The organism is Phaeobacter porticola, from assembly GCF_001888185.1.
GTDB lineage: Bacteria > Pseudomonadota > Alphaproteobacteria > Rhodobacterales > Rhodobacteraceae > Phaeobacter > Phaeobacter porticola.
This window is the reverse complement of record NZ_CP016364.1, coordinates 953039-979510: the sequence shown is the minus strand read 5'-3', so window position 1 is coordinate 979510 and position 26472 is coordinate 953039. Positions and strand designations below refer to the sequence as shown.

Sequence of the window (26472 nt, the reverse complement as noted above, 5' to 3'; positions counted from 1 at the left end):
GCTGGCCCAATGTGGCACGCTCAATTCAAGAAAAGCTCCTGTTTCCGCAATCTGATATACTACCGGAACACCAAGGAGCCTTTCCATGTCCACCCCCTATGATCCCGCCAAAGAAGGCGCGCAGATGTCGTTTGACGGACGTATGTCCTATGGTGACTACCTGTCGCTGGATATGCTGCTGAACGCGCAGAAAACCTGGACCAACACCCATGACGAGATGCTGTTCATCATCCAGCATCAGACCTCGGAACTGTGGATGCGTCTCGCCATTCACGAGCTGACCGCCGCCCGCGCGCGCCTACTAGCGAACAAGCCGCATGAGGCGTTCAAGATGCTCGCCCGTGTCGCCCGCATCTTTGAACAGCTGAATTCTGCCTGGGACGTGCTGCGCACCATGACGCCCTCAGACTACAGCGCCTTTCGCGATGAGCTGGGGCAAAGCTCGGGCTTTCAGTCACATCAATACCGCCAGATCGAATTCATGCTCGGCAATCGGAACAAGGCGATGTTGCGTCCGCACGCCCATCGACCCGACGTTCTGGCCATGCTGGAAGAAGAGCTGAGCCAGCCCTCGCTCTATGATGTGGCGCTAAAGACCCTTGGTCAGCGCTTCGACCTGCCGAAGGAGGTGCTGAACCGCAACCTGTCAGAGGCCTACACGCCCCACCCCGCTGTTGAGGCCGCATGGAGCGAAGTCTACCGCAACACTGAGGCGCATTGGGATCTCTACGAGTTGGCAGAAAAGCTGGTGGATTTTGAGGATTACTTCCGCCGCTGGCGCTTCAATCACGTGACCACCGTTGAACGCGTGATCGGTTTCAAGCGCGGCACCGGCGGCACTGGTGGTGTCAGCTACCTGAAACGGATGCTGGAGGTGGAGCTGTTCCCCGAACTCTGGCACCTGCGCACCGCACTCTGACACGACACTCCCTGAGGCAGGCCTGTGCTGGGTCTGCCTCAGCGCGGGGAAAGCCCCGCCGCAAACAACTGCGCCAACTGACGCACACCTGCACGATAGCTGGCGTAATCCGCAGAGGTGTGTTTAACGCCCTTCATCGCGCTGCAAAATGTCCGTGCGACCTCCTCGGCCGCGCCTGTCAATCGTATGGCGCCAGCCGCAGCCATCTCAGCCAGCCATGTCGCGTAAACATCCCGCAAGAGCGCCTCGCCTGCGTCGATGTGATCGCCCGCAGTGCTCATGCTGGCTTCGAGAACCTCCATGCCATGAGGCGTGCTCAGCATCGCTTCCATCACCTCGCCGCCCTGCGCCTCAAAGGCTGCAAGCAGCTGCGCCTCTGCCGCTTCCCCAGACGCCAGCGCCGCGCGGAGCCGGTCGGCAGTCTCCGCATAATGCGCATCAATCAGCGCTTTCAGGATCGCTTCCTTGTTTCTGAAGTGCAGATAGAGCGCCGGCCGCGACATGCCCGCCCGCCTTGCAATGTCGTCCATTGAGGTCTTGCGATACCCGTAGGTCGCAAATCCCCCCCAGGCCGCTTCAAGAATAGCGCGTTGTTTCGGGTCGCTGGACGAACTCATCATGAAACCGCTTCTGACAGTTCGCCCCAATTATGTCAATTGACAGTATGACAAAATAAGCCAATTATGTCATCTCGTCAGTCAATCGAGGAAGAACCTGCCATGTCCACCACCCTTCGCATCAATGGAACACCGCATGAGGTCGACCTGCCGGACGACGTGCCCCTGCTGTGGATTCTGCGGGATGAGATTGGCCTGACCGGCACCAAATTCGGCTGCGGCGTTGCGGCCTGCGGCGCCTGCACGGTGCATATCGATGGCGAGGCCGTGCGCTCCTGTCAGGTGGCGCTCTCCGATGTCTGGGGCGACGTCACCACAATCGAAGGGGTCGGCACCCCCGACATGATGGCCGCCGTGCAAAAGGCTTGGGTCGCCAATCAGGTGGCCCAATGTGGCTACTGCCAGTCCGGCCAGATCATGCAGGCCGCCAGTCTGCTGGCGGAAAACCCCTCCCCCAGTGACGCCGAAATTGACGAGGCGATGCAGGGCAATCTCTGCCGTTGTGGCACCTACCCGCGTATCCGCGCCGCCATTCACGACGCCGCCAGCATGATGAAGGAGGCCTGATCTTATGGCCAGCCTCAAGAAAATCGCCCGCCGCAGCTTTCTCATCGGCTCTGCCGCCATCGTCGGCGGCGTCGCCTTTGGCACCTATAAATACCACCAGCCCGCCCCCAATCCGCTGGCACAAGAAGACGGCCGCGCGGTCCTCAACCCCTTTGTTTTCGTGGATCAATCCGGCGTCACGCTGATCGCGCCAAGGGCCGAGATGGGACAGGGCGTGAAATCTGCATGGGCCAGCCTGATCGCCGAAGAGCTGGACGTGGATCCGGCCAAGGTCACGGTCCTGCACGGCCCCGCTGCCAAGGCCTATTACAACAGCGCCATGATGTCCGAGGCGCTGCCCGGTCGCGGCTATGATGGCTCTGCTCTACAACATTCCTTGGGCGAAATCGTCGGCCACATGGCCAAGTTTCTTGATCTGCAAGTGACCGGCGGTTCGTCTTCCATGCGGGACGGGTTTGAACGGATGCGCCATGCCGGCGCCAGCGCCCGCGAAACCCTGAAACAGGCGGCCGCCGATCAACTGGGCGTCAGCCGTGATCAGCTCACGACCGAGGACGGCCATGTCGTCGCCCCCGACGGCACCCGCCTGCCCTATAGCGCGCTTGCAAATGCCGCTGCCTCCCTTGCGCCGATCGAAGCAGATCTGCGCCCGGCGTCTGAGTGGCGTCTGATCGGCAAAGACGTGCCGCGCATTGATATGGTGGCCAAGGTCACGGGCACGGCAGAATTTGGCGTCGACGTCCGCCTGCCCGGCATGAAATTTGCCGCCATCCGGCAAAGCCCGCATTTCGGCGTCGGCAAAACCGCCTTTGACGCCAGCGCTACCGAGGGGATGGCCGGTGTCGATAAGATCCTCGACCTTGGCGATGCGGTTGCAGTCGTGGCCAGCAACACCTGGCTTGCCCAGCAGGCCGTCGATGCCATTGACGTCACGTGGGAGGCAGCCCCCTACCCCGAGACCACAGAGGCTATCTTTAAGGAAATCGCCCGCAGTTTTGACGCCACCCCAAATTCCACCATGCGTGATGATGGCGACGTGGACGCCCTGCCCGATGGCGCCACCGTGATCGAGGCTGAATACCGCCTGCCTTACCTCGCCCACGCCACGATGGAACCGATGAATGCCACCGCGCTTTACTCCGGCGATGCCTTACAGATCTGGGCGCCCAACCAAGGCCCGACCGTAGTGCAGAAAAAAGCCGCCGCGCTTGCTGGGCTGGATGTTGATGCGGTCGAAGTGAACACCACCTATCTGGGCGGCGGCTTCGGGCGGCGGATTGAAACCGACTACACCGACCGGGCCGTCCAGATCGCGATGCAGATGCAGGGAACGCCCGTGCAACTGACCTGGAGCCGCGAAGAAGACATGTCTCATGACGTCTACCGCCCCGGCGCCATCGCGCGCTACCGGGCAGCGATCAAAGACGGCAAAGCGGTAATGGTCCACGGTAAGATCGCGGCCCAATCCACCACGGTTGAGGGCGCAGGCCGGATGCTGGGCCTGCCGATGAGCGGCCCGGACAAGGGACATGTGGACGCGGCCTTCAACCAGCCGCTCGCCATTCCCAACTTCCGGGTGGAGGGTTATCTGGCCAAACCCATGCTCCCCGTTGGCTTCTGGCGCTCGGTCGGGGCATCTTTCAACGGGTTTTTCTCTGATTGTATCATTGACGAAATGGCCCATGCCGCCGGACGTGATCCGCTGGATTTCAGGCTGGAGCTGGCCCGCGCCGAATGGGAACCGGCAGCCAAAGTGCTGGAGACCGTCCGCGACATGTCCGGCTGGACTGGCAAGACACCCGACGGCATCGGGCGCGGCGTCGCCATGGCCTACAGCTTTGGCACACCGGTCGCTCAGGTGATCGAAGTGGCCGATGAGGATGGCCAGATCCGCATGACCAACGCCTGGATTGCCGCCGATCTGGGGCGCGTCATCGACCCGAAGAACACCCGCGCGCAGATGTTTGGCGGTATGGCCTATGGTCTATCCGCCGCCTGCTTTGGGGAGATCACCATTGATGGCGGCGCGGTCGAGCAGGAGAACTTCCCCGACTATGACGCGCTGCGCATGCACACGATGCCGACAGTTCAGGTGGAATTGCTGGAAAACCAGCCTCGCATGGGCGGTGCCGGTGAACCCGGCACACCGCCTGCGGCGCCAGCATTGGCCAATGCGCTGTTTGATCTGACCGGCAAACGCGCACGGCAACTGCCGTTGATGCATGAGTTTGATCTGTTGATCTGAGAAGGCTTCCCTGACACGATAACAGGCACCGTCATGGCGGTGCCTGTTGATACAAACGCAGGCCGAAACAGCGCCGTCAGGTGCCTCACATCAGGCGCTTTTACGGTGGCTCCGCGCGCCGGTCCCATCCGCCCAATCCCGCACCGCATCGCCGAAAGCGGTGAACAAAGGCCGCGACACCGGATCATTGGCGGCGTCCCATTCCGGGTGCCATTGCACCGCGAGGGTAAAGCCGGGGGCGTCCTTCACATAAATGGCCTCAGGCGTGCCATCAGGCGCAGTTCCGTCAATCACGATCCGGCTGCCCGGCGCCTTGATCCCCTGCCCATGCAGCGAGTTGGTCATCACCTCTGCCGCGCCAAACAGACGGTGGAACACACCGCCCTCGGTCAGTTCCACAATATGGCGCATGGCGAATTTCTCTTCCAGCGTGCCATCCGGCGGCATCCGGTGGTTCATGCGCCCTGGCAGGTCACGGATCTCCGGGTAAAGCGTGCCGCCCATGGCAACATTCACCTCTTGAAAGCCGCGACAAATGCCCAGAAATGGCTGCCCCCGCTCCACGCAGGCGCGCACCAGCGGCAGCGCGATGGCATCACGCGCCCGGTCAAAGGCCCCATGCGCATCGGTTTCCGCCTCACCATATTCATTTGGATGCACATTGGGACGCCCGCCGGTCAGCAGGAAGCCGTCGAAACTCTCCAGCAACTCCTCAACCGACAGGAACCGTGGATCGGATGGGATCAGCAGCGGCATACAGCCCGCAACCTCGGCCACCGCCTCGGAGTTCATGGTTCCCCCGGCATGGGCGGGGTATTCGTCGTTGATCAGGTAGGAGTTGCCAATAATGCCGACTTTGGGGCGTGTCATTCTGTCCTCAACGATTTGGGCATCGGCCCTTGCACCTTGCAAGGGCACGACCGGGTCGGGACAATCCTACAGCCACGCTGCGGCGGGTTGCAATTCCCCTAACGGGCGCAACCCGCCGTCATCCCGTAAAAAACTGCATATGCGCCGCAACTTTCCGCAGCTTTCGGGTTTTCTTGGGGTTGGCGACCCGCCCGGCTTCGCTTGGCGCCGGGCGATCCGATCACACCTCGCCGCTGAGCCCGGTTGCCCGGATGCCCGCCATCGCGGCCTCCGCGTCATTGTCAGAGGTATCACCGGTAACACCGACCGCACCGATCACAGCACCCGCCTCGCTGCGCAGCAACACTCCTCCCGGAACCGGGATAACCTGCCCGCCATAGACACCGTTCACCGCAGCCATGAAATAGGCCTGCTGCTCTGCGCGCGCCATCTGGGCCGTGCCCGCCATGCCCAACATCACCGCGCCGTAAGCCTTGCCATGCGCAATCGCAAAGCGGCCCGGCGCAGCGCCATCTTCACGTTCAAACGCCAGCACATGACCGCCCGCGTCAAGAACGACCACCGACAACGGCTTAAGCGCCATTTCCCGCCCCTTCGCGCGGGTATGTTCGATAATGCTGCGGGCCTGATCCAATGTAAGGGTCATTTCGGTGTCCTTGATATGCTCTGGTATGTTCGTAAAAAAGGGGCCGGGCACAGCGCCCGACCCCATCTGTCTTTTTTAGCCTTGTGCCTTCAGTTCAAGGCGACGCGCATGCAGCACCGGCTCGGTATAGCCGGAGGGCTGGATACGACCGCGGAACACCAGATCGCAGGCCGCCTGGAAGGCAATTCCATCAAATCCCGGTGCCATCGGCGTGTAGCTGGCGTCGCCCGCGTTCTGTCCGTCCACGACTGCGGCCATTTTCTGCATCGCGGCCATGACCTGTGTTTCGTCCACGATGCCATGATGCAGCCAGTTGGCCAGCGCCTGACTGGAAATCCGGCAAGTTGCACGGTCTTCCATCAGGCCGACATTGTGAATGTCAGGCACTTTGGAGCACCCCACGCCTTGATCAACCCAGCGCACCACATAGCCCAGAATGCCCTGCGCATTGTTCTCGATCTCCTGCGCGATCTCCGCATCCGACAGGTTCTCGCCCTGCATCACCGGAATTGTCAGCAGATCATCCAGCGTGCCCCGCGCGCCACCCGCTTTCAGCTGGTCCTGCACCTGATGAACGTTCACGCGGTGGTAATGCGTCGCGTGCAGCGTCGCGGCGGTCGGCGACGGCACCCAGGCGCAGGTCGCGCCGGACTTCGGATGGCCGATCTTCGCCTCCAGCATCTCACCCATACGGTCCGGCATCGCCCACATGCCCTTGCCGATCTGGGCGCGCCCTTTCAGGCCGCAGGCCAGACCGATATCGACATTGCGGTCCTCGTAAGAGGCAATCCAAGGCGTCGCTTTCATCTCGCCCTTGCGCATCATCGCGCCCGCTTCCATTGAGGTGTGGATCTCGTCGCCGGTCCGGTCAAGGAAGCCTGTGTTGATGAAGGCAACCCGATGTTTTGCGGCCCGGATACAGGATTTGAGGTTCACCGAAGTACGACGCTCTTCGTCCATGATGCCGATCTTGACGGTGTGACGCGGCAAGCCCAGCGCGTCTTCGACATGGGTGAAAATCCGGTCGGTGAAAGCAACCTCTTCGGGTCCATGCATCTTGGGCTTCACCACATAGACCGAGCCATGCAGTGAGTTGCCACCCTCAGCCTGAAGATCATGCGTTGCGCAGAGAACGGTGACCATCGCATCAATAAAGCCCTCGCCAGCCTCGCGCCCGGCGCTGTCGCGAACGGCGGGGTTGGTCATCAGATGGCCGACGTTGCGCACCAGCAGCAGCGAGCGCCCCTTCAGCACCAGATCCGAGCCATCCGGTGCGGTGAACGTCTGGTCGTCGTTCAGCACACGGGTGAAGGTTTCACCACCCTTCGTCACCTCTTCGGCGAGGTCGCGCTTCATCAGCCCAAGCCAGTTCGTATACGCCGTGACCTTGTCCTCGCCATCGACGCAGGCCACGGAATCTTCGCAATCCATAATCGTGGAGAGCGCCGACTCCAGGACAATATCATTGATCCCGGCCTGATCGCCCTTGCCGATGTTCCCGTTGGCATCCACCACGATCACCGCGTGCAGTTCATTGTTCTTCAACAGGATCTTGCCCGGCGTGGCCGCGTCGCCTTCATAACCTGCAAACTGCGCGGCATCCTTGAGCGTTGGCACCAGTGCGCCCCCGTCTACAGACAGGCCCGCACAATCGTTCCACGACCCTTCAGCCAGCGGGAAGGTCTGATCAAGGAACCCGCGACCCCAGGCGATCACCCGCGCACCGCGCCCGGCGTCATAGCCTTTGCCCTCAGGCAGATCGCCCATGGCATCGGTGCCATAGAGCGCATCATATAGGCTGCCCCAACGCGCATTGGCCGCATTCAGCGCAAAGCGCGCGTTGGTGATCGGTACCACCAACTGCGGCCCCGGAACATTGGCGATTTCATCGTCAACATTCTGTGTCTCGATCTCAAAATCGTCACCCTCGGTCAGCAGGTAGCCGATATCGCGCAAAAACGCCTCATAGGCGGTGGCGTCATGGGCCTGCCCCTTGCGTTCGATATGCCAGGCGTCAATCTGCCCCTGAAGATCGGCACGTTTTGCCAGAAGGGCACGGTTTTCATCCCCCATGCCATTGACCAGGCCAGCCAGACCGGCCCAGAACGCATCCGCTGTTACACCAGTGCCGGGCAGCGCTTTGTCCTCGATAAAGGACACCAGCGTGTCAGCCACCTGCATATCATGACGTTCCTGCATCCCGCTCATGGGGTGATCCTCCTATTGAATGCGCGTGTTACCGACCCGGATACATCAAAAGTTTCCTATCGGCAACGCTGGTGGTAATATTAGTTTACCAATTATCGCGAAGCAGCTTCAAATATCCCCTATAGATGTCGCTCATCACCTATGCTCCGCTCCACCATACCCGTACGAAAAAGACCCGGCAGAGCGCTGCCGGGTCCAGTCGGGGAGGAATTTCAATTAGTCAGAGGATTAGTTCAGTTGTCCGCGTTGGTCGCCTGCACCTCGGCAGCCGTCTGCGGTGCTTCAACGACGTCTTGCTCGCCGCCTTTGTTGAAAACCCAAAGCAGGAAGACGGCGAACATCAGCAGCACTGCCACCACGACGCCTCGGATTCCCAGTAGGGCCGGTTTGTGTAGCTTCTCTTCGCGTTCAACATTGGTGTCAGGTGCCGACATGGACCGCTCCTTTATTTACAAGTTTGCGCGGTTGCTGGCGCGGGGCCACAGCCGCTGGTACACAGGCTTGTAATAGATACGCTGACCGACCCGCCCGGGTTCCACGGAACAGGAAAAAACCATGAAAGATGCCGCGCCCGCGACCGCACCGGAGACATTTTATCTGAAGGATTACAAACCTTTCGGATTTGAGGTGGAGGCGGTAGAGCTGACGTTCAAACTGGCGCCGAATTCGACCCGCGTGCTGAGCAAGATCCGCTTTTCCCCCAAGGCAAACGCCGCCGATCCGCGGTTTTTCCTGCACGGTGAAGCCCTGAAACTCATCTCCGCCAAGATCGACGGCGCCCCTGTAACGCCCGAGCTGATCGCGGGTGGCCTCATCTGCGACACACCCGACAGCCCCTTCACCTGGGAATCGGAGGTAGAGATCGACCCTGCCGCCAATACCGCGCTGGAGGGGCTTTATATGTCCAGCGGCATGTATTGCACCCAATGTGAGGCCGAGGGCTTTCGCAAGATCACCTATTACCCGGACCGCCCCGACGTGATGTCAACCTTCTCGGTTCGCATCGAAGGCAATGAAAAGGTCCTTCTGTCCAATGGCAATCCCACCGGCGCGGGAGAAGGCTGGGCGGAGTGGCTCGACCCCTGGCCGAAACCGGCCTATCTCTTTGCGCTGGTGGCCGGCGATCTGGTGAACCACGCAGACAGCTTCACAACCCGGTCCGGCAAGGATGTCGAGCTGAACATCTGGGTCCGTCCGGGAGACGAGGGCAAATGCGCCTTCGGCATGGACGCCCTGAAGAAGTCGATGAAATGGGACGAGGATGTCTATGGCCGCGAATATGATCTGGATATTTTCAACATCGTGGCAGTGGATGACTTCAACATGGGCGCGATGGAGAACAAAGGGCTGAACATCTTCAACTCCTCCTGCGTTTTGGCCTCGCCCGAAACCTCCACGGATGCCAATTTCGAACGGATCGAGGCGATCATCGCCCATGAGTATTTCCACAACTGGACCGGCAACCGGATCACCTGCCGCGACTGGTTCCAGCTGTGCCTGAAGGAAGGTCTGACCGTCTTCCGCGATGCCCAGTTCACCGCCGACATGCGGTCAGAGCCGGTGAAGCGGATTGAGGATGTGATTGCGCTCCGCGCGCGCCAGTTCCCGGAGGACAACGGCCCCCTCGCCCATCCGCCACGCCCGGAACAGTTCCAAGAGATCAACAACTTCTACACCGCCACCGTCTACGAGAAAGGTGCCGAAGTAATTGGCATGCTCAAGCGACTGGTGGGCGACGACAACTACGACAAGGCGCTGGATCTCTATTTTGACCGGCACGACGGTCAGGCCTGCACCATTGAGGACTGGCTGAAGGTGTTCGAGGATGCCACCGGGCGTGATCTGAGCCAGTTCAAACTCTGGTACAGTCAGGCGGGCACCCCGCAGGTCACCGTCTCTGAAGCCTATGCCGGTGGCACCTATACGCTGACGCTGGCTCAATCGACACCGCCCACACCGGGCCAACCCGACAAAGCGCCGCGCGTGATCCCGATCACCATCGGTCTTCTATCACCCAACGGGGATGAGATCCGCGCAACCGAGGTGCTGGAGCTGACCGAAGCAGAGCAGAGCTTCACCTTCGACGGTCTTGCCGCGAAACCCGTGCCCTCGATCCTGCGCGAATTTTCCGCCCCGGTGATCCTGAAGCGCGAAAGTACAAACGCCGAACGCGCTTTCTTGCTGGCCCATGACACCGATCCCTTCAACCGCTGGGAGGCCGGCAACGCTCTGGCCACCGAAACCCGCGTCACCATGGTGACAGAAGGTGCCGCGCCTGATGCGGCCTATCTGGATGCGCTGGAAAAACTGGTGCGCGATGATACGCTGGATCCGGCCTTCCGCGCGCTGGTGCTATCGCCGCCCAGCCAGTCGGAGATCGCCCAGACCCTGCACGACCGGGGTGTCACCCCCGATCCGCAGAAGATCTACGATGCGGCAGAGACCTTTGCCCAAACGCTGGCGCAGCAGCTGGAAACCAGCCTGCCCCGGCTTTATGCTGCAACCACTGTGGATAGCCCCTATCAGCCAGATGCCCATGGCGCCGGCCTGCGGGCGCTGAACGGTCGTATCCTGTCCCTGCTGACCCGGCTTGATGGCGGCGAACAGGCCGCACGCCAGTATCAGGCCGCTGACAATATGACCCAGCAATATGCGGCGCTGGCCGCATTGATGAAAGCGGAAAATGGCGAGAGCCAAAGCCAGGCCTTCTTTGACCAATGGCAGAATGACCGTCTGGTGATGGACAAATGGTTTGGCTTGCAGGTTGCCTGTGCGGCACCGGACGCAGCGGCAAAGGTCGCGATGGATTTGACCCGTCACGCCCTGTTTGACATGAAGAACCCCAACCGCTTCCGCGCCGTCATGGGCGCGCTCGCGGGCAATCACGCGGGCTTCCACCACAAAAGCGGCGCAGGCTATACCCTTCTGGCACAGCAACTGATCGCGCTTGATTCGCTGAACCCGCAGACCACGGCCCGGATGTGTTCCGCCTTCCAGACATGGGCCCGCTATGACAGCGCGCGGCAGGCGCTGATCCGCACCGAGCTGGAGCGTATTCTGGCCGCCGAGGACCTCAGCCGTGATACCAATGAGATGGTCAGCCGCATCTTGCAGGGTTGATGTGGTCACGTCGCGCAATCTGCGGGCGGGGTTCCTGCCCGCACTTGCGCCCGAAAAATGCAGCAATTGCCGGACCTATCGTTATAGAACCTGTTGCAAACGGACCTACCATAATCGGACTGCGGTGGGGTGATGACTGAGACAGAGCAGCATTCCGTCGTCTATCAGCACCACCAATCCGCCCGCAGCCCCCGTCTCGCCGTCGCCCTCGCGCTGTGGGCGGCGGGGTTGGTCGCGCTGTTGGTGCTACTTTCGCCCGCGATATGGATCATCCTGCTGTTTGGCCTGCCGCTGCTGCCCGGCCTATGGGAACTGTGGCGCAATCCCACTGCGCTGCTGGAGCTGGACGCGCAGCGCTTGAGCTGGCGCAATGCGACAAGCGCCGCCGACATCCCGCTAGAGCAAATCAGCCACATACGGCTTGATAAACGCTGGGATTTTTCCCATCGCACCACGGTCCATACCCGGCTTGGCAAGCGGCTGTGCATCCCGCCGGACTGTCAGCCGCCGCATCGACCGTTTGAACAGGCACTGGCGCAGGCTGGACTGCGCGTAGAACGACATCACTTCCGAATCTACTGAAATCCGGCGCAAAGACTATCCGTCACCCTCGCCGCCGACATATTAACACGCGTTAACCTGCCATTGATATATCCCAATCGTCCATCGCAATGGCGTGCTCCCGCCACGATTGTGCCCCAAAGCCCGGTCAGTTTGTTTCCAGTGACTTAAGCTGCCAGCCGCGGACATAGATATGCTCAAAAAAAACAAACCAGCGCGCCATCTTTTCAGACAGGTTATTGCAAGTCTTGTACCCGGCGAAGGCATTGCCAGCCCCGCACAAGAACACAAAGGGCGTCCGCAGAACGCGGCCCGGACACAACCGCCCGGTCAAACCCCACAGCACGGGCGGGCCGACGCATGCACAGATACGCATGCACCCGAACAGCTGATTGTACCCATTTGCGAACCCACTCAGGAGGACGGCGATCACGGCCCATTGCAGGATCAGGGGCAGTTCCTTGCCCGGCAGGATCGCTGGGATGATCTGTCCCGGCGCATAGCAGAGGCTGACAAATCCCGCCACAACACCGCCCATGGCATGCCGGTTGCTGAACTGCTGGCCCATGGCGCACGCAGTGATGTTGTGAACGCCGTGGAACATGCGCTAAGTATCGGACACGCAGGAGACCGGCGCAAAATGATCGAGGGTGTCATGGGGCTGGAAACCATGTGTGTCGAGCATCGCGACGACCCATATCTGCGCACTCTGGTGGCGCTTGCGCATATTGACGTGGCCTGGATTTGGCGCGGTTATTCGGATGTAATGTCGATCACCGTGGCCAATGGCCAGCGCTGTGCCGCCCATTTCGACCGGGCCGCAGCGCTCTTACACCCGCTGGACGGCGTCGGGCTGGACAGCCCTTTTATTGCAGCGGCAAAATCGGCTCTGCTTGCAGGGCAGCATTCTGGTACCACCATGCAGGTGGCCGATGATTTTGCAGCGCTGATAGATCTTGATCCCGACAATCACCGTCATATGCGCAGTCTTGGCACCCATATGCTACCACGCTGGTTTGGCAGCTATGCCGCGCTGGAGCTGGAAGCCCGGCGTACCGCGGCACGTACAGAAGACATCTGGGGGGCCGGTGGATACGCTTGGGTCTATTTCGACGCAATTGCGCTGGATCCAGAGGCCTGTTCGCGTGTCGATATCGAGTTTTTCATGGATGGGCTGCGCGACATCGTATCCCGCCGTCCCGATCAAGAGATGGTCAACCTTCTTGCTTCCTACTGCGCAGTGGCCCTGCGCTATGGCGAGACAACCCCGTCAGAAGAAATCGCACCCCGCACCGAGATTGCAGATGCGGCGGACTGGCTGATCCGCGATCACCTGCGTGAGATACATCCGCTGATCTGGGCCCATGCGGCGCAACGCTTTGACAACAATCTGCGGATCGTATCAACCCGCCGCTTTGCCGATCACGGACGCCGCGACGCGCTGCGATTTATCGCGGGCCTCTTCCGCTCGGAAATAGAGGCAGGCCAGCGGGTTGAATTCTCGGACAAGGGGCTGCGTGTCTCGCCTGACTAGGCAGCCCCCCGGCTCAGGCGAACACCAGGCGACATCAGCTTTTCTTGAACGCGTCCATCAGCGCTGCGCCCAGCGCCCCGGTGCTTTGATCCTTACCTTGCTTGCTCTTGGGACTTGCAGAAATCTGGCGCTTGTCGCCTGTCTGTTGCCCGGCGGGTTTGCCGCCGCGACGCGGACCTGCCTCTTTGGCAGCACCGCGTGTATTGCGGTCTTCCTTGGCCGAAGCCCCGCCATCCTTGCGCATGGTCATGGCAATCCGCTTGCGTGGTACATCCACCTCGGTCACCGTTACCTTGACCACCTGACCGGTCTTCACCACCTCATGCGGGTCTTTGACAAACCGGTCAGCCAGCTGGCTGACATGCACCAACCCATCCTGATGCACGCCGACGTCCACAAACGCGCCAAATGCCGCGACATTGGTCACCGTGCCTTCCAACACCATGCCGGGCTTCAGATCGGTGATGGTCTCCACCCCTTCGGCGAACGACGCCGTGATGAACGACGGGCGCGGATCGCGGCCTGGTTTTTCCAATTCACCCAAGATGTCTCGTACGGTTGGCAGGCCAATTTTATCGTTGATAAAATCCTCGGCTCTCAGCCCTTTTAGGGCGCTGTCATCCCCCATGATCTGGCGGATGTCGCGCCCACAGGCGGACACGATCTTGCGCGCCACATCATAGCTTTCCGGGTGGACCGAGGACGCATCCAACGGCTCCTTCCCGTCACGGATGCGCAGGAAACCGGCGCATTGCTCAAACGCCTTGGGGCCCAGCCGCGCAACCTTCAGCAGCTCCCGGCGGGATTTGAAGGCGCCATTCAGATCCCGATGCGCCACAATCGCCTCCGCCAGACCTGGGCCAAGGCCGGAGACATGCGCCAGCAGCGGCGCCGAGGCCATATTGAGATCCACTCCAACACCGTTCACCACATCCTCGATCACCGCCTCCAGCGACTTCGACAGTTTATGCTGATCCACGTCATGCTGATACTGGCCCACACCGATTGATTTCGGCTCGATCTTTACCAGCTCCGCCAGCGGATCCTGCAAACGCCGGGCGATCGACACCGCCCCACGCAAGCTCACATCCAGACCCGGGAACTCCCGTGCTGCCAGTTCCGACGCGGAATATACCGATGCCCCTGCCTCACTCACCACCACCTTCGTTGGGACCTTCACCTTAGCGGGCAGATGTTTCAGCACCTCCGCGACCATCCGCTCGGTTTCGCGGCTGGCAGTGCCATTGCCGATGGCGATGAGCTCAACCCCATATTCTGCAATCAATTTCACAATCGCCACCTGCGCGCCGCGCAGATCGTTCTTCGGCTGAAACGGATACAAGGTTTCAGTGGCCACCAGTTTCCCGGTCGCATCAACCACCGCCGCCTTGACGCCGGTGCGAATGCCCGGGTCCAGCCCGAGAGTCGGTCGCGCACCGGCTGGCGCGGCAAACAGCAGGTCTTTGAGATTACGGGCAAAAACTTGGATGGCATCCTCCTGCGCGCGACCACGCAGATCGCCCATCAGCTCCAGCATCATCGACAGCGACAGCTTCACCCGCCAGGCCCAGCCTGCGACCTTGCGCAGCCAGATGTCCCCCGGCCCGTTGCCGCCAGCGCCCAGTTCAGCCGCGACCATTGTCTCGGCTCGGGCGACGCCTGCCTCAGGCTCTGGTCCGACGTCCAGCGTCAGCACGCCCTCATTAGATCCGCGCAGCATTGCCAATGCGCGATGCGACGGAACATCTGCCCAACGCTCGGAATGCGTAAAATAGTCGGAGAACTTGGCACCGACCTGTTCTTTTCCGTCCACGACCTTTGCAGTCAGAATAGCCTCTTTCTGCATAAATGCGCGCAACCGGCCCAGCAGACTGGCATTTTCGGTCAGCCCCTCTGTCAGAATGTCCCGCGCCCCGTTCAGCGCGTCCTTTGCCGTGGCCACCGCCTCGGTGACATAGTCTTTAGCCAGCGTCTCCGGGTTGGCGTTCCGGTCGGCCAGAATGACCTCTGCCAGTGGCTCCAACCCGTTTTCCCGCGCAATCATCGCCTTGGTGCGCCGCTTCGGCTTATACGGCAGATAGATATCCTCCAGCTGCGCCTTGGTCCCGGCCTTGGCAATCGAGGCCGCAAGAGCATCACTCAACTTATCCTGCCCCTTGATCGACTCAAGTATCGCTGCCCGCCGCTTCTCCAGCTCTCGCAGATATTCCAGCCGCTCCGCCAGGGTCCGTAACTGGGTATCATCCAGCCCCCCTGTCGCCTCTTTCCGGTAGCGCGCCACAAAAGGCACCGTCGCGCCCTCATCCAGCAGCGCAACTGCGGCGTTCACCTGTCTTGCGGCGGCGCCGATTTCGGCGGCGATGGTCTGGCTGATGCGGCTGGATGTGTCCAAGGCGACTGCTCCTGTTTCTTCTGGGAGGTCTTTCTTAGCCCTGCCCGGTGACCCCGCCAAGAGAATGTTTGCCGCACAGCGATACTGCGCGTACGCCCCGGCACGGCTGTGTTGCCGGTCCCGTGCCGCGACTTAGCCTTGCCGCTCGCGTTTCACGGGCAGCAAAGGCGTGCCCCGGCGGCCTCTCCGCTCATTGCCCCCTTGCCCCTGCGCGCGCAGATGCCTAGAACGCTTGCCAAACATAGACATTCGGATACGGCGGAAAACCATGCTCGACCTGACATATGAACTCCCCAAGCCCAAGGTGATCGCGGGCGCCAAGCATGACTGGGAACTGGTCATCGGCATGGAAGTACATGCCCAGGTCAGCTCCAATGCGAAACTGTTCTCCGGCGCCTCCACCAAATTTGGCGCTGAGCCGAACTCCAACGTGGCATTCGTGGACGCGGCGATGCCTGGCATGCTGCCGGTGATCAACGAGTACTGCATTGAACAGGCGGTGCGCACCGGGCTTGGCCTTAAGGCCGACATCAACCTGTGGTCGGCCTTTGACCGCAAGAATTACTTCTACCCCGACCTGCCGCAAGGCTACCAGATTTCCCAGCTCTATCACCCCATCGTGGGCGAAGGTGAAGTGCTGGTGGAACTGGGTGACGGCACCGCGCGCAACGTCCGGGTTGAGCGGATCCACATGGAGCAGGACGCGGGAAAATCGATCCATGACATGGACCCCAACATGTCCTTTGTCGACCTCAACCGGACCGGTGTCTGCCTGATGGAGATCGTCTCCCGCCCCGACATCCGCGGCCCCGAAGAAGCCGCCGCCTATATCGCCAAGCTGCGCCAGATCATGCAGTATCTGGGCACCTGCGACGGCAACATGCAGAACGGCAACCTACGCGCGGACGTGAACGTCTCGGTCTGCCGTCCGGGCCAGTATGAGAAATACCAGGAAACGCAGGACTTCTCCCACCTCGGCACCCGTTGCGAAATCAAGAACATGAACTCCATGCGCTTTATCCAGCAGGCGATTGACGTCGAGGCCCGTCGCCAGATCGCCATCATCGAGGCGGGCGGCACCATCGATCAGGAGACCCGGCTCTATGACCCGGACAAGGGCGAGACACGCTCCATGCGCTCCAAGGAGGAAGCGCATGACTACCGCTATTTCCCTGATCCCGATCTTCTGCCGCTGGAAATCGAACAGGCCTGGGTGGATGATATCGCCGCCAACCTGCCGGAACTGCCGGACGCCAAGAAGTCGCGCTTCATCGCTGACTTCGGCCTCAGCGGCTATGACGCCTCTGTACTGACCGCTGATGTGGAATCCGCTGGGTACTTTGAACAGGTCGCCAACGGCCGCAATGGCAAACTGGCGGCCAACTGGGTCATCAACGAGTTGTTTGGCCGCCTGAAGAAGGACGAGGACAAACAGATCACCGACAGCCCGGTCTCCCCAGCGCAGCTCGGCGGCATCATTGACCTGATTTCTTCTGACGCCATCTCGGGCAAGATCGCCAAGGACCTGTTCGAGATCGTCTATACCGAAGGCGGCGACCCGGCCCAGATCGTCGAGGAACGCGGCATGAAGCAGGTGACAGATACTGGCGCCATTGAGGCCGCACTGGACGAGATTATCGCCGCCAACCCCGCGCAGGTCGAAAAAGCCAAGGTGAACCCAAAGCTCGCAGGTTGGTTCGTTGGTCAGGTGATGAAAGCCACCGGCGGTAAGGCCAATCCGGCTGCTGTAAACAAATTGGTGGCACAGAAACTGGGCGAGTAACCGACACGTTTGCGCTGAAACGTAAAAGGGTTGGGGGAATCGGAATTAATTGGAAGGGTGAGCGCGGGGTAAATTTGAACGTGGCCTTTGGGTGTATCGTGAAAGCTCTGTGTTTACTGGCAAACCCAATTTGGCGGTTCTCCCCACCCTTCGGGCGCTTCGGCGCAAAATAGATTTTATTACTGCCGTTGATTGCCGCATGATGCCAAATGCGGAAGCAAACACCTCACCATTCATGCATTGAGGCCACCACCCACCCGATGCTGGTAAGTTCTCCATTGGATAAATCGATCTGGATCGGAGAATACTGAGGGTTGTCACTACCGAGATTGACATTGGGTTGCGCAAGGATCTGTAGGCGTTTGATCAGAAGACCTCGCCCAAGCGGAACACGTAAGTCACCCCATCTTTTAGGTCCGTAGAAGTCGTGTCGATTACGGCCAGATCACTAGTGTACAGCTTTGGTGCATGCTATCTCCGGCACCTCTAACGACGGCCAAATTTGCAGGCGTCAGGTTGCGGTGTGTTAGCCAGCGCCGGCTAAAGACATAGTGACCAACAACATTCTCATCCGTTGCATGCCCCCTATTACCTGCCGAGATTGACACATCATACCGAGGCACCGTCACAAAATACTCAAAGGCCTCCGGTGAGAGATGATCGGCAGAATGCTCCGCACTTCTGAGCGGCGGTTCTTGCTCGCCTTAAGCACTAACTAATGATGCCACCAAGTATGGATACATTAGCTATGTTTTAGTTTTGCAAAACACAACGCAACCAGCATGGCGAGATGAATATGACCGTAAAAAATAAACCAATTATCCACCAAAACAAGTATTGCTTGTTGATCTCTACTCACCATCCCAAGGGCTCGTTTGCGAATAGAGGCGAGTTGCTGGGGCAGATCATCTACGCGAGAGTTTTCAGAAGTCTCAGAGTATACCAGACATGGATGACAAAAAGGCAAATGATCCAAGTGCCAATCACGCGTCCCTAGGCCCAAGGCCGGCTACATCCTGCATCTCGAAGATGGGCATTGCCCAAAAATATCCGGAAACAAGCCCCAGTATCTGTAAAATATTGAATATTCTCATACACCTATTTCGAAGCCCCAAATAAGTGTCTAAGGTAATGAAACCAGCGAAAAGCAGTAGGGCCCGCCCTCAAAGATATCTTGAATAGCGACCCCAAGCACCATCACTGTTTCAGTAAAAACTTCCAAGGCATCCTCCTAAAAGCGCGTAAGTCGCTTGATACAAACCATCCAAAGTCATGTCATGCGAAGCGCACTTCGGCCAATCTACGGCCAGTGCAAACCCCAACTTGGTGTGCGCCTGATTTGACGGCCAACAGCGCAACATAGCATTCCCCGCATCTGTTCGACGACTGGGATCAATTTCCAGACTGTTGTGGCAATCTTCTTGGTTCCAGATGATGTTTTCTGGTTCCTGACCTTCACCTCCTGCTGGCGATGGTTCCAGCGCCACAGAATTTCGTCCGGGTATCTTTTAAGATGTTGCCGGCCCAAGCGATGGTAAACACCATTCAGGGCGCGCTGCGCTTGGGAGTTCACAGCCTCCACGGTGTTGATGTGTGCTCTCTTGGAAGGCTGCGAATACTGTCGTTTGCCATGGGTGACAGTGTGGTGTGATGCAAAGCTCCGGCCGATCTTTCGATAAGCGGTGTTGCTGTCGGTCATGAGGGCCGATGAAGGATCAATCCACTCTTTCATGATCGGTCCGAGCGTCGCGCCTTGCGCATTCGGGACCAGTGTGGCCTTCGCCTGCCCATTGCGATCCGCCGCAACCAGCACCATGGGCTTACCGGTGCCCCGTCCCCGTTTATTCTTCACACCTTTCTTGAACCTCGGCGCGCGCCCCACATATGCTTCGTCTACTTCGGCAACGCCGGCCAACCTGGCGGAAACGGCCTCACGGTCATCCATCAGTTCCCGGATCGCATGCCCCAGCTTCCAGGCCGTTTTCTGATTCACACCCAGGATCCGCGCCATCACCACCGGCGAGATTCCCTTGCTGGACGTCAGCACCAGAAAGATTGCTGCAATCCAAATCCGAAGGTCCAGTTTAGCGGCATGCATCGGGGTCTTTGTGGTGACCTTGAATTGGAGGCGGCACTCGCGTTCGCCGCATTGGTAGAGGCCCGGGCGGGCAGATCGTCCTCGAATGGATGTTGAGCTGAGGCTGCCGCAATGTGGGCAATGGCGACCAGACGGCCAGATCATCGCTTCCAAGAAGATGCGAGCGTGGCGTTCACTTGGCATCTTTTTCCAAAAGTCTCGCACCGGCTTCAATTCTGTGATCATGCTTGTCTCCATTTCCGGGGACCGACAATATTGGCCGAATCTGCGAATTCCAAAGAGACCCGCCTCAAATCGCGCGAATTAGGGGAGCCGGCTTTGTTTCGTGGATAATTGGGAAAATAAATGTTCCAGCCCGGAGCGATCCTGCATGAGGTGATTGACGGATCGTTTCGCTCTATGGGCACCACTTTTGAGGCCTGATGCCGCGAAAATGACATGCAGTCCAGCACCGCACGCAACGCCACATATGGTCAGTCCTCTGGCCGAGCGGCGGGGAACTCCGTGAGCGGATCATTGATGCCGCAGGCCGCGACACCGTGAAAGCCGCTTAAACCAAGCGCATGGTGATGGAGGCCTCTCGCTTAAAAAGTTCCTGCCCCGCTATGGAGAGCGGGGCGGCAGCGTAAGCGCGGACGGGCTGAACAGGCCGCAAGACCTGCCTGGACTGCGGGAATAAGCGACCCCAAGCGGCGCGCAGCCGTCCCCTTTGCCAAGCGCTGTGCGGCCTGCCAGCAGATTGCAGAAAGAGCGGTGTAATCCATGCGTCAGGCACTTCACCAATTTGAGTTGATCGAAGGGGATTGCTTTGAGCTGGATCGGGTCCAGCCAAAACAACCGGCTAAACAACCTCAAAATAACCCTGAGAAATGGCTTGCCAGTGTCCAGCTTGAGAAGCTGCGGGAGTTTCGCAGGCGGCAGTTCACAAGGCCCTGTCTCAACGCATCTGGCGCGGCCGCGATCTGCTGGTGCGCGAGGAGCGCACCGGACGCCGGCGCGGCGGCAAGACACTGCAAGTGCATGTGGACAGCCTGCCTGCCGATCTGCGCGAGGCCGGGTATCTGGAGCGCGGGGTTGTCCTGCACGAAAAGCCCGATGCGGAAACCGGGCAACAGGTGATGCTGCCTGAGCAGGCGTATCAGAATGACGCCAAATTTGAGGCCGATTTGGAATTGGCGCGCTGGCGGCATGAGGTGATCCGCCCGCTGTTGGCCCTTGAAAAAGCAGTCGGCAGGATCCGATCCGACGGGCCGAGGGCCAGGCCCTGGTTGTCGGACTGCGCCCCAGTATCCCGCCGCTCTGGTCGATCCCCGAAGTGACCCACTGACTGGGCAGCGGCGGTTACACCACCCAGATCCGGGGGAACTGCCAAAGCGCGAGGGATGACCTGACCGGCGCGCGTTCAAATTTTAAATGCGCCCCAGTCAAAAAATTTCGGGCCGGTCCAAGGGGGCCCCGGCGCGCGTTTTTTGTTTCTTATCCAATGCACAACTCGCCCACGTCTGACTGCTTAATGTTGCTGCACGGGGTAAGCCCCCGCCATCCAACTGGAATTCCGCAGAGTAATTTGGTTATACTGCAGATCGATTGCTCATCGACAGGTCCCCGCCCATGGGGAACGCGGACGCTTGACCCCCCGCACGCTTGCGCTAAACCTGCCACCGACACAGGAGACGTTTATGCAAGCTTTTGAGTACAAGGTTGTTCCCGCCCCCGCCAAGGGCACCAAAGCCAAGGGGATCAAAACTGCCGAAGCCCGGTTCGCCAATTCCATCGATATTCTTCTCAATGAGATGGCGGCAGAGGGTTGGGAGTATCAGCGTGCGGAGCTGCTGCCATCAGAAGAACGCAGCGGGCTGGCCGGATCGACAACCAACTGGCGCAATTTGTTAATTTTCCGCCGCGCATTGCCAACAGCGGCCGAGCAGACGCAAGCCCAGGCCGTGACACAGCTGGCAGCGCAGATCAGCGCCCAGATCGCCGCCCAAGCGGATCGGCAGCCAGCCCTGCCCCAGAACGCGACCCCGACTGAAACGCCGGATGCAGTCGTCCCTGAGATCGCCGCAAAGCCACGCCCTGAAACAGCCAGCGCGCCATCACTCGGACCGGCCACCTCATTGCCTGTCGCAGCACCAACCGCCATTGCCGGTGATCCGGAGGCCCCGACGGGTGCAATCGCCGTTCCCGGTCGTGGCGCGCGTGCGATGATGGCGGATGATGGCGTTGAAGAACTAAGCCCGGTGTCTGGTCTGACGGCCGCCTTGAAGGCGCGCGCAAGCCTTGCAGCCATCCCCGCCGGAACCAAGAGCACAGCGACCGGCAAGACCGAACCAAGGCTGACCAAGGCGGATCCTGCGTCGGAAGATCCTGCAAACACCTGACCAGCCCTAAATCTGAATTCCCCGCCAACGTTGCCACTAGGGCACATCGGCGGGGCTTTGCCTGAAATTTCGGCTACGCACCGATGTCCAGTGCCAGCGCATGAATGCGCGACACGATATCGCCCAGCGCCTTATGCACAGCGCGATGTTGCGCCACCCGTTTCATATCGGCAAAGATATTGGCCCGCATATGAACGTTGAAATGGCTCTCACCGCGCCCGTCATGGCCTGCGTGACCAATGTGCTGATCACTCTCATCCTCGACCCGCAGCACGCTTGGCGCAAAAGCATCGCGCAGACAGGCTTCAATCTCATCACGAATGCTCATTCTGTCGTGTCCTGCATAAAAATCCCCGTATTAATTTTCCCAGCCCCCTTCAATCTGCCGCCCCTTAGACTAAACTGCTGCCTCCGAGTCGAACAGTTGCGTCTAGAAGGTGCGCCCCATGACCAAGTCAGATCCCTTTGGTTTCGATATGTCCATCCGGTCAGCGAAGAAAAAGAACCCCCGCGGCCGGCGGGCCGCCACCGGTGCGTCCGAAACCTCCGTCCGTGTCTGTGACAAGGACGGCTGCGAAGAAGCAGGCAAATTCCGCGCGCCCAAAGCACCAGATGTGCTGGATGATTTCTACTGGTTCTGCCAGGAGCACGTGCGCGAATACAACAACAGGTGGAACTTCTTTGAAGGCACCACCGAAGCAGAGCTGAACGCTCAGCAATCCAAGGACAAGGTCTGGGAACGCGAGACCAAGCCAATGGGCGATCCAGAGGCACGCGCCTGGGCACGCTTGGGTATTGAAGACCCGCACCAGGTCCTGGGCCAGAACGCCACTCGGAATCCGGGCCGCTCAGCCCAGGCCGGCCGCCGTCTGCCCCCGACCGAACGCCGTGCGCTGGAGGTGTTGGAGGCCAAGGATGACTGGAGCAAGGCCGACATCCGCAAAGCGTATAAAAAGCTGATCAAAGTACTGCACCCCGACATGAACGGCGGCGATCGCAGTCAGGAAGAGCAGCTGCAAGAGGTGGTCTGGGCCTGGGACCAGATCAAGGACAGCCGCAGTTTCAAGTAAGAATCCCGTTCACAGCAGCAACTAAACACCAAGCAAAGGCGTCGCGTAAGCGGCGCTTTTTCTGTATCGACCGGTTGGTTACCTACCATTGCCTGCCAAGCGCGGCTTTGTCCGATTGACCATTGGCGGCAGAGTACGGCCCATGCACAACATTAGGCTGCTCACTTTGATCCACAGACGATACAGGTTTCCTGATGCAGCTATTTCCCCAGCCACAATCGTCTCCGACACCAACACCATTCCTGCCAATGAAGGTCCGCCCCCATGTTCCCATCATACCGTCAGATCCGCCATGCCACAGGGACCATTGTCATGGTCGCAGCACTGACCACGCAGGCTCTGGCCGAGGACGTGACATCCGTCGTCCATGCTTGGGAGGCAAAGCTGGACGCACGATTAGGGGTACTGCTGCGCCATCCAGACACCGGCTGGGAGATCGCACATAACGCCGATGATCGCTTTCCGCTGAACAGCACGTTCAAGCCGCTGCTGTGCGCTGCAATCCTGTCCCAGGTGGATCAGGGCACCGATCAGCTGTCCGCCCCTGTCAAAATCCGGGCCGGGGATCTGGTGGCCCATTCACCCGTCACAGAACGATACATCGGCGGCACACGCACGGTTGCGCAATTATGTGATGCGGCGATCACCCGCAGTGACAACACGGCTGCCAATCTGCTCATGGAACGTGTCGGCGGCCCGGCTGGTGTGACGGCGTATTTGCGACAGACCGGCGACAGCGTGACACGTCTTGACCGTTGGGAAGCGGAGCTGAATTCAGCAACGCCCGGCGATCTGCGCGACACGACGACGCCGCGCGCAGTGCTGACCTCACTGCAGTCAGCTCTGTTTGGGTCAACACTGACAGCGCAGTCCGCCGGACTGCTCGCGGACTGGATGGAGCGGAACCATTTGGCTGACGCATTGATCCGCGCGCATCTGCCAAGGGGTTGGCGGATTGGAGACAAGACCGGCGGCGGTGGTCACGGATCGCGCGCGATTATCGCCCATTTGCAGGACCCCAAGGGCGAGACCTATCTCGCAGCGATATACATAACAGAAACGACAGCAAAATTCGCACAGCGTAATCAGGCCATCTCAGACATTGGGCGCGCCATGATCGGCGAAATCAAATCTCGCAAACACCCCGCACGGTGACGTGGACAGGGTTGCTTCTCTGCCGACCGCCTCAAAGAAAAAAGCCACAGGGTGATGCCCCGTGGCTTTCTTGATTGCGTTTAGCTGCCCTTGCGTTGGGGGCGCGCACTGCCGCCCGGCTTGCCGTCGGCGGCGCGGGCTTTGTTCTTCTTGCTGCTTGGCTTGCCCTTGGGTGGGACCGGACCTTTGCGTCCAGATTTACCTGGGTTGGACCAATCCCCTTTTGGCTTACCCGGAACTGCCGGCTTGGCAGGTTTCGCCGGGGCAGACCCACGATCTGAATCCCCACGCGCCGTTACGGTTGCCTTGCCACCCTCGCCAGTACGCTTGGGCTTATCAAAGCGCGGCTTATCGCCATAAGACGGCTTGTCACCACGGGGCTTGTCACCACGAGGTTTATCGCTCCGGGGCTTGTCGCCGTAGGATTTCTCGCCACGGGGTTTATCACCATAGGACGGCTTGTCGCCGCGCGGTTTGTCATAGCGAGGCTTGTCACCATAGGGCTTACGCTCGCCCCGGTCTCCACCACGGTCGCCACGGTCAGCCCCACGTGGGCCACCGCGTTTATCATCTCGAAAACCACCTCCATCACGGCTCTGTGGGCGCGGGTTCTTGGGCAGATCCGGCGCTTTGTCCAGACGGGTAACGGTTGCGCCCTCTTCCAGCTCACCGTGTTTGACAGCGCCCCAGAATGTTTCCGCACTGCTTTCGCGCACTTCAACATAGCTCTGATCGAACTGAATACGGATCGCGCCGATGTCGTCTTTGGTCAGATTGCCAGCGTTACACAGCATCGGCAGCAACCGGCGCGGTTCCGCACCCGCTTTGCGGCCACCGGTGACGGCAAACCAAACTGAAGGGCCAAACGGCGCACGTTCTTCACGCTCGCGCTTGTCGTGCTGCGGATCGCTCAGCTCCTCGGGGGCACTGTGGCGGTCGTGGAACAGACGCAGATAGGCGACGGCCAGCTGTTCGGGCGAGAAGCGCTCGGTCAGCTCGGCAACTGGCGCAGTCTCATTTTCGCTGACCGGTTCACTCCAGGCCTTGTCGCCCAGCAGACGCTCAAAATCGCGGGCGCGCACATCATCGGCGCTGGGGGCGGGGCTGGTTTCTGCGGTGATCTTGGCTGCACGCAGCAGGCGCAGGGCCTTGCCCTTGGCCTTTGGCGGTACAATCAACGCTGACACACCCTGGCGACCCGCACGGCCGGTCCGGCCCGAGCGGTGCAACAGGGTTTCGTGGCTGGATGGCAGATCCGCATGAACAACCAGATCCAGCTTTGGCAGGTCGATACCGCGCGCCGCAACATCCGTTGCCACACAGACGCGCGCACGTCCGTCACGCAGGGATTGCAACGCATTGCTGCGCTCTGCCTGGGACAGCTCGCCCGACAGGGCAACAACGGAAAATCCGCGGTTGCTTAGACGGGTGGTCATCCGGTTCACCACCGCACGGGTGTTACAGAACACAATCGCATTGGGTGACTCGTGGAACCGCAGCACGTTGATGACAGCGTTTTCCGTATCCCGCTGGGCCACGGCAAGCATCTGGTACTCGATATCCGCGTGCTGCGAGGCTTCGGCGACGGTTTTGATCCGCTGGTGGTCTTTCAGATAGGTCTCAGCCAGACGCGCGATGCCAGTCGGCACGGTGGCCGAGAACATCAATGTGCGGCGATCTTCCGGGGATTCGCCCAGAATGAACTCCAGATCCTCGCGGAAACCCAGATCGAGCATCTCATCGGCTTCGTCCAGAACCACGGCGCGAACCTGCGACAGGTTGATAGAGCCACGCATAATGTGATCGCGCAGACGCCCTGGTGTGGCAACAACAATATGCGCGCCACGCTCCAGCGAGCGACGTTCGTCGCGCATGTCCATGCCGCCAACCGTAGACACGACCTGTGCGCCCGCCTCGGCATAAAGCCAGCCCAGCTCGCGCTTGACCTGAAGCGCCAGTTCACGTGTGGGGGCAATGACCAATGCCAGCGGCAGCTCGGCACGGTTCAGTTTTTCGGCGTCCCCCAACAATGTGGGGGCCATCGCCAGGCCAAAGCCTACAGTTTTGCCGGAACCGGTCTGCGCCGAGACCAGAAGGTCGGACTGATCCAGCTCGGGCGCGGTAACGGCCTGCTGCACGGGTGTCAAATGCTCGTAGCCGCGCGCCTGAAGCGCTTGTTCGAGTGCTGTTTTCAAGATGTCATTTCGCTTGCTGCGGGGCGGGCCGCCATGGGGCCTGCCGATATCGGGAATGTCCCCGACTGCGCAGGAACGCGGATGGTATCATCCAAGTGCGCGCTGATATCG

Annotated in this window: 20 protein-coding genes; 11 read left to right on the top strand and 9 right to left on the bottom strand. The window is 60.1% G+C overall.

The window, feature by feature from the left end:
• The first annotated feature begins 85 nt into the window (after nt 1-85).
• Nucleotides 86-919, top strand: a complete 834-nt coding sequence (gene kynA / locus PhaeoP97_RS04780; RefSeq protein ID WP_072504108.1) for a tryptophan 2,3-dioxygenase — start codon at nt 86-88, stop codon at nt 917-919.
• Nucleotides 920-957: 38 nt separating this feature from the next.
• Here kynA and PhaeoP97_RS04775 read toward each other — a convergent pair whose 3' ends face one another.
• Entirely contained in the window at nt 958-1539 is a 582-nt protein-coding gene (locus PhaeoP97_RS04775) for a TetR/AcrR family transcriptional regulator (protein WP_072504107.1), read from the bottom strand.
• Nucleotides 1540-1638: 99 nt separating this feature from the next.
• On the opposite strand from PhaeoP97_RS04775, the gene PhaeoP97_RS04770 reads away from it, so the two are divergent.
• Nucleotides 1639-2103 carry a (2Fe-2S)-binding protein gene (locus PhaeoP97_RS04770; protein WP_072506300.1) on the top strand — a complete coding sequence of 155 codons (465 nt, stop codon included), beginning with the start codon at nt 1639-1641 and terminating at the stop codon, nt 2101-2103.
• 4 nt (nt 2104-2107) lie between these two features.
• Complete coding sequence (locus tag PhaeoP97_RS04765; RefSeq protein WP_072504106.1) at nt 2108-4348, top strand: xanthine dehydrogenase family protein molybdopterin-binding subunit; 2241 nt, start codon at nt 2108-2110, stop codon at nt 4346-4348.
• A gap of 90 nt (nt 4349-4438) precedes the next feature.
• Here the strand turns inward: PhaeoP97_RS04765 and PhaeoP97_RS04760 are convergent, their stop codons facing one another.
• The 4 genes from PhaeoP97_RS04760 to PhaeoP97_RS04745 form a co-directional block, all read right to left on the bottom strand.
• Nucleotides 4439-5218, bottom strand: a complete 780-nt coding sequence (locus PhaeoP97_RS04760) for a gamma-glutamyl-gamma-aminobutyrate hydrolase family protein (RefSeq protein ID WP_072504105.1) — start codon at nt 5216-5218, stop codon at nt 4439-4441.
• 220 nt (nt 5219-5438) lie between these two features.
• A complete protein-coding gene (locus tag PhaeoP97_RS04755; protein WP_072506299.1) occupies nt 5439-5864 on the bottom strand; it encodes a GlcG/HbpS family heme-binding protein in 426 nt (141 codons plus the stop codon).
• 75 nt (nt 5865-5939) lie between these two features.
• The gene (locus PhaeoP97_RS04750) at nt 5940-8072 is read right to left on the bottom strand and encodes a malate synthase G (protein ID WP_072504104.1); all 2133 of its coding nucleotides are present in this window, start codon (nt 8070-8072) and stop codon (nt 5940-5942) included.
• Nucleotides 8073-8305: 233 nt separating this feature from the next.
• Nucleotides 8306-8506 carry a hypothetical protein gene (locus PhaeoP97_RS04745; protein WP_072504103.1) on the bottom strand — a complete coding sequence of 67 codons (201 nt, stop codon included), beginning with the start codon at nt 8504-8506 and terminating at the stop codon, nt 8306-8308.
• Nucleotides 8507-8627: 121 nt separating this feature from the next.
• Here PhaeoP97_RS04745 and pepN point away from each other — a divergent pair, with 121 nt between their 5' ends.
• The 3 genes from pepN (at nt 8628) to PhaeoP97_RS04730 (ending at nt 13287) form a co-directional block, all read left to right on the top strand.
• Nucleotides 8628-11192, top strand: a complete 2565-nt coding sequence (gene pepN / locus PhaeoP97_RS04740) for an aminopeptidase N (RefSeq protein ID WP_072504102.1) — start codon at nt 8628-8630, stop codon at nt 11190-11192.
• A 132-nt stretch (nt 11193-11324) separates the two neighbouring features.
• The gene (locus PhaeoP97_RS04735; RefSeq protein ID WP_072504101.1) at nt 11325-11774 is read left to right on the top strand and encodes a hypothetical protein; all 450 of its coding nucleotides are present in this window, start codon (nt 11325-11327) and stop codon (nt 11772-11774) included.
• Nucleotides 11775-11946: 172 nt separating this feature from the next.
• The gene (locus PhaeoP97_RS04730) at nt 11947-13287 is read left to right on the top strand and encodes a hypothetical protein (protein ID WP_072504100.1); all 1341 of its coding nucleotides are present in this window, start codon (nt 11947-11949) and stop codon (nt 13285-13287) included.
• A gap of 34 nt (nt 13288-13321) precedes the next feature.
• On the opposite strand, the gene PhaeoP97_RS04725 is transcribed toward PhaeoP97_RS04730, so the two are convergent.
• A complete protein-coding gene (locus PhaeoP97_RS04725) occupies nt 13322-15679 on the bottom strand; it encodes a Tex family protein (RefSeq protein ID WP_072504099.1) in 2358 nt (785 codons plus the stop codon).
• 268 nt (nt 15680-15947) lie between these two features.
• On the opposite strand from PhaeoP97_RS04725, the gene gatB reads away from it, so the two are divergent.
• On the top strand, nt 15948-17462 hold the full coding sequence (gene gatB, locus PhaeoP97_RS04720) for an Asp-tRNA(Asn)/Glu-tRNA(Gln) amidotransferase subunit GatB (protein ID WP_072504098.1): 1515 nt from the start codon (nt 15948-15950) through the stop codon (nt 17460-17462).
• A 1300-nt stretch (nt 17463-18762) separates the two neighbouring features.
• On the opposite strand, the gene PhaeoP97_RS04710 is transcribed toward gatB, so the two are convergent.
• Nucleotides 18763-19797 carry an IS1595 family transposase gene (locus PhaeoP97_RS04710; RefSeq protein WP_072504096.1) on the bottom strand — a complete coding sequence of 345 codons (1035 nt, stop codon included), beginning with the start codon at nt 19795-19797 and terminating at the stop codon, nt 18763-18765.
• A 731-nt stretch (nt 19798-20528) separates the two neighbouring features.
• Here PhaeoP97_RS04710 and PhaeoP97_RS04705 point away from each other — a divergent pair.
• On the top strand, nt 20529-20879 hold the full coding sequence (locus tag PhaeoP97_RS04705) for a hypothetical protein (RefSeq protein WP_072504095.1): 351 nt from the start codon (nt 20529-20531) through the stop codon (nt 20877-20879).
• A gap of 360 nt (nt 20880-21239) precedes the next feature.
• Nucleotides 21240-21941 carry a DUF4177 domain-containing protein gene (locus PhaeoP97_RS04700; RefSeq protein ID WP_072504094.1) on the top strand — a complete coding sequence of 234 codons (702 nt, stop codon included), beginning with the start codon at nt 21240-21242 and terminating at the stop codon, nt 21939-21941.
• 73 nt (nt 21942-22014) lie between these two features.
• Here PhaeoP97_RS04700 and PhaeoP97_RS04695 read toward each other — a convergent pair whose 3' ends face one another.
• On the bottom strand, nt 22015-22269 hold the full coding sequence (locus tag PhaeoP97_RS04695) for a BolA family protein (protein ID WP_072504093.1): 255 nt from the start codon (nt 22267-22269) through the stop codon (nt 22015-22017).
• A 118-nt stretch (nt 22270-22387) separates the two neighbouring features.
• Here PhaeoP97_RS04695 and PhaeoP97_RS04690 point away from each other — a divergent pair, with 118 nt between their 5' ends.
• A complete protein-coding gene (locus tag PhaeoP97_RS04690) occupies nt 22388-23011 on the top strand; it encodes a DnaJ domain-containing protein (protein WP_072504092.1) in 624 nt (207 codons plus the stop codon).
• A gap of 264 nt (nt 23012-23275) precedes the next feature.
• Nucleotides 23276-24166 (top strand): class A beta-lactamase, encoded by an 891-nt coding sequence (bla, locus tag PhaeoP97_RS04685; RefSeq protein WP_072504091.1) that lies wholly within the window; start codon nt 23276-23278, stop codon nt 24164-24166.
• An 80-nt stretch (nt 24167-24246) separates the two neighbouring features.
• Here the strand turns inward: bla and PhaeoP97_RS04680 are convergent, their stop codons facing one another.
• Nucleotides 24247-26361, bottom strand: a complete 2115-nt coding sequence (locus tag PhaeoP97_RS04680; protein ID WP_072504090.1) for a DEAD/DEAH box helicase — start codon at nt 26359-26361, stop codon at nt 24247-24249.
• Nucleotides 26362-26472 lie beyond the last annotated feature (111 nt).